Consider the following 13,734-nt stretch of genomic DNA (forward strand, 5'->3'; position numbering starts at 1 on the left):
GATTGACGTCGGGCGTAATCTCAGGCTAGCCATCCTTTGAACACTCACCGCTCAGGGTGTGTTGCAGGCTTTTACTGATTGGCTGCCGCCGCCGCTTGGGGCCGCATGGAGTCGGCCTGCCACACCTCCAGCGAGCACACGCTGATCAGGTTTCGAATCTTTTCACCGATCACCTGGGCGCGGTGCCAGCTCAGACCGTTCATCACGATATCAATGCTCAGCAGGTCGTCGTCACGGCTCACATTGACCTGTTGCGGCGTCAAAAACTGCAGCGCGAAGTAATTGAGTACCCGGCACAGCAGGTCCGGTTCTGCCTCGGCGGTGATCTGATAATGCGCTTGGCAGAGGGCGCTGTTGACGGCCCATGCATCGATACGCGTAGCGGGGCAGGTGGTTTCGACGGCGTGCATGCTGACTCTCCAGATTCGACTGGAGAAATTTTTACATTCGCGTGCGGAGATTTCTTATCTAAGATGCGGCTTATTGGTAAGAAAAAGACTCAAGTAATTCAGGCTTAGCGCCTTCAGAGGTATTTTTATGCACAGTGAGTTGGACGCCTACGACCGCCGCATTCTGGCCCTGCTGCAAGAGGACGCCTCGCTTTCCAGCGCGCAGATCGCCGAGCAGGTGGGTCTCTCGCAGTCGCCATGCTGGCGGCGTATTCAACGGCTTAAAGAGGAGGGTGTGATTCGCGGCCAGATCACGCTGCTGGACCGCAAGAAGATCGGTCTCAACACGCAGATTTTCGCCGAGGTCAAACTCAATGCCCATGGACGGTCCAACTTCACCGAATTCACCGAAGCGATTCGCGGGTTTCCGGAAGTCCTGGAGTGCTATGTGCTGATGGGGGCGGTGGATTTTCTGCTGCGCATCGTTACCTCTGACATCGAGGCGTATGAGCGGTTTTTCTTCGAGAAGCTGTCGATGGTGCCGGGGATTCAGGAGGTGAATTCGATTGTGGCCCTGTCGGAGATCAAGTCCACCACCAGCCTGCCAGTGCTGCGCTGACGGTGGGAGCGCGCTTGCTCGCGAATGCGGTGTGTCAGCTACTAAATAAGTCGACTGATCCAGCGCTTTCGCGAGCAAGCCCGCGCCCACATTTGACCCAGCTGCCTGGTATTACAGGCGCAGCAAAGTCTTCCACGCACGGTTCTGATACACCGCAATCGCCTGATGCATACGCGCATCCAGCGACTCGTCGGTAATCGGCTGATTAGCCAGTACCGCCAGCTTGTTCAGCTCACCGTACAAACGGTCCAGTTCCGGAATGTCTACCACCTGACGTGCGTGGTGCAGCCAGGCCTGGATGCGTTCGATGCGCGGCAGCTGCTCGGCCAGGTCTTCCGGTTGTTGCTGGTAACGCGACAGTTGCAGGGCAACGGCGTCGTCAGCCAGCAGGCGCGGCAGCCAGTTGGTGATTTGCGCAGCGCCCTGGCGGTTGCCACGTACGTTGCGGTCGGCGGTCCAGGTGCGGGCCAGCAGCCAGCGCGAGGTGTTCAGCGAGAACAAGCCCCAACGCACGTCTTGCAGCTCTTCAACAAACTGTTCAGGTGCGGCTTTGCGGATGTCTTCATCGTCGTCACCGGCCTGCACCAGTGGGCGCCAGTCTTCCAGCAATGCATCGAGTGCGCTGCGCAGCTCGCTGGTGGATTGACGCGGAGCGGCCTGGCCGAGGCTGCCGATCAGCGCGCGCAGTTCACCGAGGTTTTCGACCCAGTCCTGCAGCAAGCGCCAGTGACCATTGAAGCGATATTGCTCGGCCAGGCGCTGGCTGCTGCCCAACAGGTGCCACATGATCGCGGCGAAGGCGTCGTCCAGCGGCATTTCGGCGTGGATCTGCGGTGCAGGCAGGCTCAGCGAGTAGCTGCTGGCGTCATATAGACGGTAGCCGCGCTCGGCCTTGCTGATATCACACGGCATCAGCGCCAGGGTGGCGGCCAGTTCGGCAGCCAGTTCCAGCAGGGCGGCCGGTTCACCTTCGCGCAGTTCCAGTTCCAGCTCGCAGATTTCTTCTTTCTGCTTGCCGACCACCACGTGGCCCAGGTCCAGGGCGGCTTCGATCACGACCTTGGCCTTGCCACGGCCCCAGGCGATTTCGGCACGTTCGCGCACAAAATCGGTGGTGAAAATCGGCTTGAGGGTCTTTTTGTCCAACTCGGCCAGTTGCTCGGGCCAGCATTCGCCGTCGAGCTTCTTCACGTCGAGCTTGGCTTTGGGCAGGTCCCAGTTGTACTCATTGCGTTCCGACAAGCCGGCGACGCTTTGGCCACGGGTCTTGAGGGTCTGGATGATTTCGTCACCGTCCTTGCGCAAACGCAGGGCGACTTTGGCCTGGGCCAGGTCGCGCTCGGGGGTGTCGAAATACTGGTTCATCAACTCACGGCGTTCCCAGCCACTTTTGTTGCGTTTTTTCAGTAGCGGGTGCTCACGCAGCGCGGCGAGTGTTTCGCGGCTGACGCGGAGCTTGATTTCGGTTTCTTTCTGCATGGCCGGAAAATCCAGGATCGGGAGCGCAGCCGGGGAAAAGAGTGGCTGCCAAGGTCGTGCAGTGTACAGGACTGAGCCCGGCAACGCGCCGCAACGGTTTATTGTGGCGTGCAGATGGTTCTATAGTGGGGCTCATCCGGGAAGTTGAGAGGCCGCGCATGCCGTTACCGTCCATGAAAGAGCAATTCGCCGCATTGATTGCCGCGCCGTCGGTCAGTTGCACCCAAGCGTCTCTCGACCAGACCAACCGCCCGGTGATCGACCTGCTCGCCGGGTGGCTGGGCGACCTGGGTTTTGCCATCGACATCCAGCAAGTCAGCCCGGGCAAATTCAACCTGCTCGCCAGTTTCGGCAGTGGCCCCGGCGGCCTGGTGTTGGCTGGCCATAGCGATACCGTCCCCTACGACGCCGCGCTGTGGAAGACCGATCCGCTCAAGTTGACGGAAGTTGACGGCCGCTGGGTAGGACTGGGCAGTTGTGACATGAAGGGCTTTTTTGCGCTGGCCATTGAAGCCGTGCTGCCGTTGCTGGACCAGCCGTTCAAACAACCGCTGCTGATCCTCGCGACCTGCGATGAAGAAAGCTCGATGTCCGGCGCCCGCGCACTGGCCGAGGCCGGGCGCCCCCTGGGCCGCGCGGCGGTGATTGGCGAACCGACGGGCCTCAAACCCATCCGCCTGCACAAGGGCGTGATGATGGAACGCATCGACATCCTTGGCCAAAGCGGCCATTCGTCAGACCCAAGCCTGGGCCACAGTGCTCTGGAAGCCATGCACGATGCCATCGGCGAGCTGCGCGGCCTGCGCCTGGCCTGGCAGCGCGAGTACCGCAATCCGCAATTCAGCGTGCCGCAGCCGACGATGAATTTTGGTTGCATCCACGGCGGCGACAACCCCAACCGTATCTGCGGCCAATGTTCCCTGGAGTTCGACCTGCGCCCCCTGCCGGGCATGGACCCCAAGGTGCTGCGCGACGCTATCCGGCAAAAGCTCGAACCCCTGGCCGAGCGCCATAAGGTCAAGATCGACTACGCGCCGTTGTTCCCCGAAGTGCCGCCGTTCGAGCAGGCCGAAGACGCCGAGCTGGTGCGGGTGGCGGAACGATTGACCGGTCATCGTGCCGAAGCAGTAGCGTTCGGCACCGAAGCGCCTTATCTTCAGCGCCTTGGGTGCGAAACCCTGGTGCTCGGCCCTGGCGATATCGCCTGCGCCCACCAGCCGGGCGAGTACCTCGAAATGTCACGCTTGACGCCTACAGTGCGTCTATTGCGGGAACTGATCGACCATTACTGCCTGAAACCTGCATAAATTAACCCCCGCCCATTCGTACATAAGGAGAGCGAGCGTGTCGCCAAGCCTGTTCCGACGATAACCATCAGCCCGCTGTGCGCTTTTATGTTTCATCCTTTTTTGGCTGCTTTTTATTACAGGCCCAGGTTTTATGCCCGAATACGTCAATTGGCTTCGTCACGCTTCGCCCTACATCAACGCCCACCGCGACTGCACCTTTGTGGTCATGCTGCCCGGCGATGGTGTGGAACACCCCAACTTCGGCAATATCGTCCACGACCTGGTGCTGCTCCATAGCCTGGGTGTGCGGCTGGTATTGGTTCATGGGTCGCGCCCACAAATCGAAGCGCGCCTTGAAGCGCGCGGCCTCACCCCGGCTTATCACGAAGGCTTGCGCATCACGGATGCCGCGACGCTGGAGTGCGTAATCGACGCGGTCGGCCATTTGCGTATTGCTATCGAAGCACGCCTGTCGATGGACATGGCCTCCTCGCCAATGCAGGGCTCGCGCCTGCGCGTCGCCAGCGGCAACCTGGTTACGGCGCGGCCGATCGGAGTGCTTGAAGGCGTGGATTACCACCACACTGGCGAAGTGCGCCGGGTGGACCGCAAGGGCATCAACCGCCTGCTGGACGAGCGCTCCATCGTGTTGCTGTCGCCGTTGGGTTACTCGCCGACCGGGGAAATCTTCAACCTGGCCTGCGAAGACGTCGCCACCCGCGCCGCCATCGACCTGGGCGCCGACAAGCTGCTGCTGTTTGGCGCCGATCTGGGCCTGATCGACGAACATGGTCGCCTGGTCCGCGAGCTGCGTCCGCAGCAAGTGCCTGCGCACCTGCAGCGCCTGGGCAGCAACTATCAAGCTGAACTGTTGGACGCTGCCGCCGAAGCGTGCCGTGGCGGAGTAGGACGCAGCCATATCGTCAGCTACGCCGAAGATGGCGCGTTGCTCACCGAGCTGTTCACCCGGGACGGCGGCGGTACGCTGGTGGCCCAGGAGCAATTCGAACAAGTGCGCGAGGCGGCGATTGAGGATGTGGGCGGTCTGCTCGACCTGATCAGCCCGCTGGAAGAGCAGGGCATTCTGGTGCGGCGTTCGCGGGAAGTGCTGGAGCGTGAGATCGAGCAGTTCAGCGTGGTTGAGCGCGAAGGCATGATCATCGCCTGTGCGGCGCTGTATCAGATCGCGGATTCGGATGCAGGGGAGCTGGCGTGTCTGGCGGTCAACCCGGAGTATCGTCACGGCGCACGCGGTGACGTGTTGCTGGAGCGCATCGAGACCCGTGCGCGGGCGCAGGGTTTGAAGACGCTGTTTGTGCTTACCACGCGAACCGCACACTGGTTTCGCGAGCGCGGGTTTGTGCCGAGCAGCGTTGACCGCCTGCCGTCAGCGCGGGCGTCGTTGTACAACTATCAGCGTAACTCGAAGATTTTCGAGAAGGCCCTGTAAGCCCGATTCTGGAACTCAAGCAGGTCCAAGTGTGGGAGCGGACTTGCTCGCGAAGGCGGAGTGTCAGTCACTGAATGTGTTGACTGATCCAGCGCTTTCGCGAGCAAGCCCGCTCCCGCATTTGATCGCGTTCAGTCTTTGATGAATTTGTCGGTCACGAAAGCCGAGTAGTCCGGCAACACCGCTTCAACCTTCCCCTGTTCCTTCAAAAAATTTGCCGTTTCCCCAATCGCCTTCGCCGTGCCCCCTTTAAGCAGGGCATCGGTTTGCTGCGCCTGCGCATCCGGGAAAGTGCTGCCGGCCAACAGCTCGGGAATATCGGCGGCATTAGAACCTGTCAGTTTGGCGATTTTCTGCACCGGCTCTGAATCCACCGTCCAGCTGTCTTTATGGGCGGCGTAGTCGGCGAATGCATCCAGCGTGACCTTGGCAAACTTGGCCACTGTGTCAGGATGTTTTTCCGCGAAATCCTTGCGTGCCACCCACACCTCAAACGTCGGTGCACCCCACTGACCCACCTGGGCGGCGTCTGTCAGGGTTTTTCCGGTCCTGCGGATTTCCCCCAGCGCCGGCGACCACACGAACGCGCCGTCGATATCGCCCCGTTTCCACGCGGCCGCAATTTCGGCGGGCTGCAGGTTCACTACTTTGACTTGTTTGGTGTCCAGCCCCCAATGCTTCAGCGCGCCGAGCAGGCTGTAATGAGAGGTTGAGACGAAGGGCGTAGCGATGGTTTTACCGATCAGGTCCTGCGGTTTGTCGATACCACTGCCATTGCGCACCACCAGGGCTTCAGAAGCATTGATCTGCGCCGATACGATAAAGGCCACGATGGGTAGATTGCGTGAAGCCGCCGCTGCGAGGGGGCTGGAACCGAGGTTGCCGATTTGCACATCGCCCGATGCAATCGCGGTTACGACGTCGGGCCCACTGTTGAAACGGCGCCAGGCAATCTTCTCGCCGAGGGCTTTTTCATAGAGGCCGTCGGCCTGTGGGACTTTGCTGGGGTCGATACCGGTCTGGTAGCCGATGGTTAAATCGGCCGCTTTGACACCAAAAGAAAGTATTAGTGACACAAAAACTGTAACAAATTGACGGGAGGATGTGCGTTTGGCCATGATGGCGTCGCCTTTTTGATCGTGGGTGACGTATGCAACTGAACGTCCACACTAATCGATCTAAAAAAAGGCTAGTAAATACCCTTTAGGAATTAGCTTATGGAGCGGTTGATCTATGCTGATCGGCTCGCGTCATGAAAGGGCTTATTCCTGGATGGTATGAAAAAGAATGAAACAATTCTTTTTGGGTGTATGAAAAACTCATTACCCTGCAGGGACCAAATTAACTGCGGCTAGACGAAGGTAGTAGACACACAAGGTTACGATTGACTTGTCGGTCACTATCTGGCGCTAATCGCGCATCTGTGGATCGAGGGCGTCAGACCCGAGACCAAAGAAATACAAAAATTAGAAATGAGAGGAGCGGTACATGAAGAAGTCAACATTGGCGTTGGCCGTGGCTGTCGCTGCGATTGCCCAACAGGTAAACGCCGCCGGTTTCATCGACGACAGCAAAGTAACACTGGGTCTGCGTAACTTTTACATCAACACCGACAACCGTGATTTGAAGCCTTCGGCGACCTCGAATACCCGCAGCAAGAACGCTGAATGGGGCCAAGGTTTTGACCTGCGTTTCATCTCCGGCTTCACCGAAGGGACCGTTGGTTTCGGCCTTGATGCGATCGGCCTGTACGGTGTGCGTCTGGATTCCAGCCGTGCCGACCACGGTAACTACACGGGCACCGCGTCTGGCGGCACCGTGTTCCCAAGCGATGGCAACAAAGCTGTCAACGATTTCGCCAGCCTGGGTGTGACCGGTAAGGTCAAGGTTTCCCAGACCGTGCTGAAAATCGGCACCCTGCAGCCAAACAACCCGGTCATCAAGACCAACGACGGTCGTTTGCTGCCGCAAACATTCCAGGGTGGCGAGATCTCCTCGAACGAGATCAAGGACCTGACCCTGACTGCTGGTCAGATCGAGCACTCCAAGGGCCGTAACTCCAGCAACAACGAAGGCCTGTCGCTGGCGGGTGCCAACGGTAGCTCGAACTATGACGCTGGCAACTTCGTCAACAAGTTCTACTACGCCGGTGCTGACTACAAAATCACCAAAGATCTGACTGCTTCGTACTACTACGGTGAGCTGAAAGACTTCTACGCGCAGAACTTCCTGGGCTTGGTCCACAACTGGGCTATCGGTCCTGGCGTGCTGAAAAGTGACCTGCGTTACTACCGCAGCCGCGACAACGGCGCCAACGGCAACGAAGCGGGCTACTACACCTCGGGTTACTACTCGGATCACCCGACCAACGCCACCAAGGTTAAAGGCAAGGTCGACAACGATCTGTACAGCTACCTGGCGTTGTACTCGGTTGCCGGTCACACCTTCGGCGGTGGCTACCAGTACACCAAGGGCGACAGCGACTTCCCTTGGCTGAACCAGGGTGATGGTTCTTCGAACAGCACCACCACCGACATGCAAATCCAGAAGTTTGCCCGTGCTGGCGAACGCACCTGGCAAGCTCGCTACGCGTATGACTTCGCCAAGGTTGGCCTGCCAGGCCTGACTGCTGGTGTTGTGTACCTCAAAGGCAGCAACATCCAGACCACCGCCGGTGATAAAACCGAGTGGGAACGCGACCTGACTCTGGCTTACGTTGTTCCAGAAGGTCCGCTGAAAAACCTCGGCGTCGCCTGGAAAAACGCTATGTGGCGTACCGACCTGGTCAACACCCGTGCCCAGGACGAAAACCGTGTAATCGTTAGCTATAGCTACGCGTTCAAGTAAGAGCGTAAAACCTTGCCCGGCGCAACGCCGGGCAGGGTGACTTACTGTTCAAGTCGGGCTCAACCCCCGCAAGCCCTTCCTGAATCCCCTCTTTGTACAGCGTCTCAAGGCCTTCTCGAACCTTGTGATGGATGTTGATCCTCGGCCTTTGCCGCGTCCAATGAATTGATTTTTAATATTCGTTTATCGTCTAAATAAATCGATATTTATTCTTTTTAAATAATCTTCAACCCATGCACAGTGGACTCCATAAGCACTCACCAGGAGCCACACCATGAGCCTAAGATTGGGCGACATCGCCCCCGACTTCGAACAGGATTCCAGCGCCGGCAAGATTCGTTTCCACGAATGGTTGGGCGATAGCTGGGGCGTGCTGTTTTCCCATCCGGCGGACTTCACCCCGGTGTGCACCACCGAGCTTGGCTTTACCGCCAAGCTCAAGGACGAATTCGCCCAGCGCGGCGTCAAGGCCATTGCCCTGTCGGTCGACCCGGTGGACTCGCACCACAAGTGGATCGAAGACATCAATGAAACCCAGAACACGGTCGTCAACTTCCCGATCCTGGCCGATGCCGATCGTAAAGTGTCGGACTTGTATGACCTGATCCACCCGAACGCCAGTGACACCCTCACCGTGCGCTCTTTGTTTGTGATCGACCCGAACAAGAAAATCCGCCTGACGATTACCTACCCGGCCAGCACCGGCCGCAATTTCCACGAAATCCTGCGGGTCATCGACTCGCTGCAGCTGACTGACAACCACAAGGTGGCCACGCCCGCCAACTGGCAGGACGGCGATGAGGTGGTGATTGTGCCGTCGCTCAAGGACGAGGAAGAGATCAAGAAACGCTTTCCCAAGGGCTATCGCGCAGTGAAGCCATACCTGCGCCTCACCCCACAGCCCAACCGTTAACACGCTACCCAATGTGGGAGCGGGCTTGCTGGCGAATGCTGGCTTTCAGTTGATGCATCTTTGAATGACACGCCGCCTTCGCGAGCAAGCCTGCTCCCACATTTGAACGCATTTGCAGTCTCACATAGCAGGGGTTTTCAGGCCGTTTCGACGGCCTTTTTTTTCGCCTCAGGATTTATAAAGTCCATATGCATTTATAGAATAAACAAATGAAAAAATAAGATTTAAAGATATATAAATATGCTGATAGGGTCTGTCCCATCTTGGCGCCATCGCCACACAGCGAACCGCCGACACTTGCTCAAGGAATACCTGCATGCTGGTCGTAACACTTGGAGGCAGTCCCAGCCAGCGTTCCCGCTCCGGGGTCTTGCTGGAAAAAACCCGTCAGTGGCTGCAAGACAAAGGCGTGGAAGTGGTGAGTTATCAGATACGGGACTTCCCGGCCGAAGACTTGCTGCATGCACGCTTCGACAGCCCCAAGGTCATCGACCTGCTGCAACAGGTCGCCAACGCCGACGGCCTGGTCATTGCCACCCCGGTGTACAAAGCCTCGTTCTCCGGCGCGTTGAAAACCGTGCTGGATCTGCTGCCCGAACGCGCCCTGGCCCACAAGATCGTATTGCCCATGGCCACGGGCGGCAGCATCGCGCACATGCTGGCGGTGGACTACGCGCTGAAGCCCGTGCTGTCGGCCCTCAAGGCCCAGGAATTGCTCCACGGCATTTTTGCCGAGGACAGCCAGATCGCTTATGCCGAAGGCAGCGCCCAAGCGCAGCTGGTGCCCGTGCTTGAACAGCGTTTGCACGAGGCCCTGGAGACCTTCTATAGCGCCATGGCCCGTCGCCCCAAACCGCTGGACCCCAATGTGTTGAATGAACGTTTGTTGAGTGCTCGCTGGAGCATTTAAGCCTGACCCGATTGTTGTAGTACTCACCTTACTCAGCCGCCAACGGCCAAGCAGGTGCAGCCAACCCCCTCATCGCATTTTTGGAGAGAGCGCCATGCGCACTGTCATCTTGCGTCGTGGTCTGGTCGCACTGTTTGTTGCGGCTGTGTCCTTCGGCGCCATGGTTCAAGCCCAAGCCGCCGAAACCCTGCGGATCGGCTATCAGAAGTACGGCACGCTGGTGCTGCTCAAAGCCAAGGGCACCCTGGAAAAACGCCTGGCCGCCCAAGGCGTGCAGGTGCAATGGACTGAGTTCCCCGGTGGCCCGCAACTGCTCGAAGGCCTGAACGTCGGCTCCATCGACTTCGGCGTCACCGGCGAAACCCCGCCGGTCTTCGCCCAGGCGGCCGGTGCCGATCTGCTCTACGTGGCTTACGAGCCGCCAGCGCCGACCAGTGAGGCGATCCTGGTGCCGAAAGACTCGCCGATCAAATCCGTGGCCGAGCTCAAGGGCAAGAAAATCGTGCTCAATAAAGGCTCCAACGTGCATTACCTGCTGGTGCGTGCGCTGGAAGATGCCGGCCTGAAATACACCGACGTGCAGACCGTGTTCCTGCCGCCCGCCGATGCCCGTGCCGCGTTCGAGCGTGGCAGTGTCGACGCCTGGGTGATCTGGGACCCGTACCAGGCTGCCGCCGAGAAACAACTGCAGGCACGCACCCTGCGTGACGGCACCGGCATTGCCGATAACCACCAGTTCTACCTGGCGACCAAGCCCTATGCCACGCAGCACCCTGAAGTGATCAAGGCGCTGGTGGAGGAAGTGCGCGCAGTGGGCGAATGGTCCAAGGCCAACCCGCAGGAAGTCACCGAACAAGTTGCACCGCTGCTTGGCCTGCCGGCTGACATCACCCTGACCTCGGTGAAGCGCCAAGGCTACGGCGCGCTGTTCCTGACCCCGGACGTGGTCGCCGCTCAGCAGAAAATCGCCGACAGCTTCTATCAGCTCAAACTGATCCCCAAACCCTTGAACATCAAGGACGTGATCTGGACGCCACCCGCCGCCGTTGCCACAGCGCCGTAATCCGATTTCTTCAGGAGACAACTCCATGAGCCTCAATATTTTCTGGTTCCTGCCTACCCACGGCGACGGCCATTACCTTGGCACCGCCGAAGGCGCTCGCGCCGTCGATCACGGTTATCTGCAGCAAGTGGCCCAGGCCGCTGACCGCCTGGGGTTTGGCGGTGTGCTGATTCCCACCGGCCGCTCCTGCGAAGACTCGTGGCTGGTGGCCGCCTCGCTGATCCCGGTGACCCAGCGTTTGAAATTCCTTGTGGCACTGCGCCCCGGGATCATTTCCCCGACGGTGGCCGCACGTCAGGCCGCGACCCTGGATCGCCTGTCCGGCGGCCGTGCGCTGTTCAACCTGGTCACCGGTGGTGATCCGGAAGAACTGGCCGGCGACGGCTTGTTCCTCAGCCACGAAGAGCGCTACCAGGCCTCGGTCGAATTCACGCGCATCTGGCGCCGTGTGCTCGAAGGCGAAACCGTGGACTACGACGGCGAGCACATCAGCGTCAAAGGCGCCAAATTGCTCTACCCGCCGATCCAGCAACCGCGTCCGCCGCTGTACTTCGGCGGTTCCTCCGAAGCGGCGCAGGACCTGGCAGCCGAACAGGTTGAAATGGTCCTGACCTGGGGCGAACCGCCGGCTGCGGTCGCGGAAAAAATCCAACAGGTGCGCGCCAAGGCCGCGAAGCTCGGGCGTACCGTGCGCTTTGGCATTCGCCTGCATGTAATCGTGCGCGAGACCAACGACGAAGCATGGAAAGCCGCGGACAAACTGATCTCCCATTTGGATGACGACACCATCGCGCGTGCCCAGGCGTCCCTGGCACGCTTCGATTCCGTCGGCCAGCAACGCATGGCCGCCTTGCACGGCGGCAACCGCGACAACCTCGAGGTCAGCCCCAACCTGTGGGCCGGCGTTGGCCTGGTACGTGGCGGCGCAGGCACCGCGCTGGTGGGCGATGGCCCGACCGTCGCGGCACGCGTCAATGAATACGCTGCGTTGGGCATCGACACGTTCATCTTCTCGGGTTATCCACACCTGGAAGAATCGTATCGGGTGGCCGAACTGCTGTTCCCGCACTTGGATATCGAACGTCCCGAGCTGCCCAAAAGCGCCGGTTACGTCAGCCCGTTCGGCGAGATGGTCGCCAACGATATCCTTCCCAAAGCGGCGTCGCAGAGCTGAGGCGTAGTCATGAACTATGAAAAATTAAGCCATCGTGTCGCGCCTTGGGTGCTGCCGATCCTGTTGCTGGCGATGTGGCAGCTGTCGGTGTCGGCGGGCTGGTTGTCGACCCGCATTCTGCCGGCGCCGAGTGCGGTGATCGAGGCTGGGGTCAACCTGGTTCGCACGGGCGAAATCTGGACGCACCTGGCTATCAGCGGCTGGCGTGCCGGCCTGGGTTTTGTGATCGGTGGCAGCATCGGTTTGGCCCTGGGCTTTATCACCGGCCTGTCCAAATGGGGCGAACGCCTGTTGGACAGTTCGGTGCAGATGATCCGCAACGTGCCGCACCTGGCGCTGATTCCGCTGGTGATTCTGTGGTTCGGCATTGACGAGACCGCGAAGATTTTCCTGGTCGCCCTCGGCACACTGTTCCCGATTTACCTGAACACCTATCACGGCATCCGCAACGTCGACCCGGCGCTGGTAGAAATGTCGCGCAGCTATGGCTTGTCCGGCTTCAGCCTGTTCCGTCAGGTGATCCTGCCGGGTGCGCTGCCGTCGATCCTGGTCGGCGTGCGCTTTGCCCTGGGCTTTATGTGGCTGACGCTGATCGTGGCGGAAACCATCTCGGCCAGCTCCGGCATCGGTTACCTGGCGATGAATGCGCGTGAATTTCTGCAAACCGACGTGGTGGTATTGGCCATCGTCATGTACGCCATCCTCGGCAAGCTGGCCGACCTGGCCGCGCGCGGTCTGGAGCGTGTGTGGCTGCGCTGGCACCCGGCGTATCAAGTGAATAAAGGCGGTGCGGCATGACGGCTCAACAACCTCCGCGCCTGCTCAAGGGTATCCCGCTGGCGGTGCGCAAATTGCGCAAGGCCTTTGGTGCGCGGGAAGTACTGAGAGAGATTGATCTGCACATTCCCGCTGGCCAGTTCGTGGCGGTGGTGGGACGCAGCGGCTGCGGCAAAAGTACCTTGCTGCGTTTGTTGGCTGGCCTGGACAAAGCCAGCGGCGGCGAGCTTCTGGCGGGCTCTGCGCCGCTTGGCGATGCGATTGAAGACACGCGGTTGATGTTTCAGGAAGCGCGCCTGCTGCCGTGGAAAAAGATCATCGACAACGTGGGTCTGGGCCTGAAGGGCAACTGGCGCCCCAAGGCGCTTGAAGCGCTGGAAGCGGTTGGCCTGGCCGAGCGTGCCAACGAGTGGCCCGCGGCCTTGTCCGGTGGCCAGAAGCAGCGCGTGGCCCTCGCCCGCGCGCTGATTCACCAGCCGCGCCTGCTGCTGCTGGATGAGCCGCTGGGCGCGCTGGATGCCCTGACCCGTATCGAAATGCAGCAACTGATCGAAAACCTCTGGCAGAAGCATGGCTTTACCGTGTTGCTGGTGACCCACGACGTCAGTGAAGCCGTGGCGATTGCCGACCGGGTGATTCTGATCGAGGACGGCGAGATCGGTCTGGACCTGATTGTCGACCTGCCGCGTCCACGCGCCCGGGGCTCACATCGCCTGGCGGCGCTGGAAGCCGAAGTGCTTAACCGCGTGCTGTCGTTGCCCGGCACGCCGCCTGAACCCGAACCTGTTTCACCGCTGCCTACGCAATTGCGTTGGGCTCAATAA

Annotated in this window: 13 protein-coding genes; 10 read left to right on the forward strand and 3 right to left on the reverse strand. The window is 59.9% G+C overall.

The genetic code is table 11. The features are described 5' to 3' along the window. Window positions 1-71: 71 nt before the first annotated feature. The gene (locus AACV02_RS02160) at window positions 72-410 is read right to left on the reverse strand and encodes a hypothetical protein (RefSeq protein ID WP_119737329.1); all 339 of its coding nucleotides are present in this window, start codon (window positions 408-410) and stop codon (window positions 72-74) included. A 127-nt stretch (window positions 411-537) separates the two neighbouring features. On the opposite strand from AACV02_RS02160, the gene AACV02_RS02165 reads away from it, so the two are divergent. Next, entirely contained in the window at window positions 538-1,008 is a 471-nt protein-coding gene (locus AACV02_RS02165; protein WP_119737331.1) for an Lrp/AsnC family transcriptional regulator, read from the forward strand. A 111-nt stretch (window positions 1,009-1,119) separates the two neighbouring features. Here AACV02_RS02165 and AACV02_RS02170 read toward each other — a convergent pair whose 3' ends face one another. Then, window positions 1,120-2,487, reverse strand: coding sequence for a CYTH domain-containing protein (locus tag AACV02_RS02170; RefSeq protein ID WP_119737333.1), 1,368 nt, complete (start codon window positions 2,485-2,487; stop codon window positions 1,120-1,122). Window positions 2,488-2,645: 158 nt separating this feature from the next. On the opposite strand from AACV02_RS02170, the gene argE reads away from it, so the two are divergent. Together argE and argA are read left to right on the forward strand one after the other, a co-directional pair. Then, window positions 2,646-3,794: an acetylornithine deacetylase gene (argE, locus tag AACV02_RS02175; RefSeq protein ID WP_106575759.1), complete on the forward strand. Its 1,149-nt coding sequence runs from the start codon at window positions 2,646-2,648 to the stop codon at window positions 3,792-3,794. Between the two features lie 133 nt (window positions 3,795-3,927). Continuing rightward, on the forward strand, window positions 3,928-5,226 hold the full coding sequence (gene argA / locus AACV02_RS02180; RefSeq protein ID WP_119737335.1) for an amino-acid N-acetyltransferase: 1,299 nt from the start codon (window positions 3,928-3,930) through the stop codon (window positions 5,224-5,226). Between the two features lie 131 nt (window positions 5,227-5,357). Here argA and tauA read toward each other — a convergent pair whose 3' ends face one another. Then, window positions 5,358-6,344, reverse strand: a complete 987-nt coding sequence (gene tauA, locus AACV02_RS02185) for a taurine ABC transporter substrate-binding protein (protein WP_119737337.1) — start codon at window positions 6,342-6,344, stop codon at window positions 5,358-5,360. A 370-nt stretch (window positions 6,345-6,714) separates the two neighbouring features. Here tauA and AACV02_RS02190 point away from each other — a divergent pair, with 370 nt between their 5' ends. The 7 genes from AACV02_RS02190 to ssuB all read left to right on the forward strand — a co-directional run bounded on the left by AACV02_RS02190 (window position 6,715) and on the right by ssuB (window position 13,734). Beyond that, window positions 6,715-8,073 carry an OprD family porin gene (locus tag AACV02_RS02190; RefSeq protein WP_106575756.1) on the forward strand — a complete coding sequence of 453 codons (1,359 nt, stop codon included), beginning with the start codon at window positions 6,715-6,717 and terminating at the stop codon, window positions 8,071-8,073. A gap of 274 nt (window positions 8,074-8,347) precedes the next feature. Continuing rightward, on the forward strand, window positions 8,348-8,986 hold the full coding sequence (locus AACV02_RS02195; RefSeq protein ID WP_015886425.1) for a peroxiredoxin: 639 nt from the start codon (window positions 8,348-8,350) through the stop codon (window positions 8,984-8,986). A 316-nt stretch (window positions 8,987-9,302) separates the two neighbouring features. Further along, entirely contained in the window at window positions 9,303-9,896 is a 594-nt protein-coding gene (gene ssuE, locus AACV02_RS02200) for an NADPH-dependent FMN reductase (RefSeq protein WP_106575754.1), read from the forward strand. A 94-nt stretch (window positions 9,897-9,990) separates the two neighbouring features. Next, on the forward strand, window positions 9,991-10,959 hold the full coding sequence (locus AACV02_RS02205; protein ID WP_119737339.1) for a sulfonate ABC transporter substrate-binding protein: 969 nt from the start codon (window positions 9,991-9,993) through the stop codon (window positions 10,957-10,959). Between the two features lie 25 nt (window positions 10,960-10,984). After that, the gene (ssuD, locus tag AACV02_RS02210; protein ID WP_119737341.1) at window positions 10,985-12,133 is read left to right on the forward strand and encodes an FMNH2-dependent alkanesulfonate monooxygenase; all 1,149 of its coding nucleotides are present in this window, start codon (window positions 10,985-10,987) and stop codon (window positions 12,131-12,133) included. Between the two features lie 9 nt (window positions 12,134-12,142). Further along, a complete protein-coding gene (gene ssuC / locus AACV02_RS02215; RefSeq protein WP_119737343.1) occupies window positions 12,143-12,931 on the forward strand; it encodes an aliphatic sulfonate ABC transporter permease SsuC in 789 nt (262 codons plus the stop codon). Next, window positions 12,928-13,734: an aliphatic sulfonates ABC transporter ATP-binding protein gene (ssuB, locus tag AACV02_RS02220; protein ID WP_119737345.1), complete on the forward strand. Its 807-nt coding sequence runs from the start codon at window positions 12,928-12,930 to the stop codon at window positions 13,732-13,734. Before ssuC ends, ssuB begins: the two co-directional genes overlap by 4 nt.

The sequence above is a fragment of the Pseudomonas sp. Larv2_ips genome, assembly GCF_963879675.1.
GTDB lineage: Bacteria > Pseudomonadota > Gammaproteobacteria > Pseudomonadales > Pseudomonadaceae > Aquipseudomonas.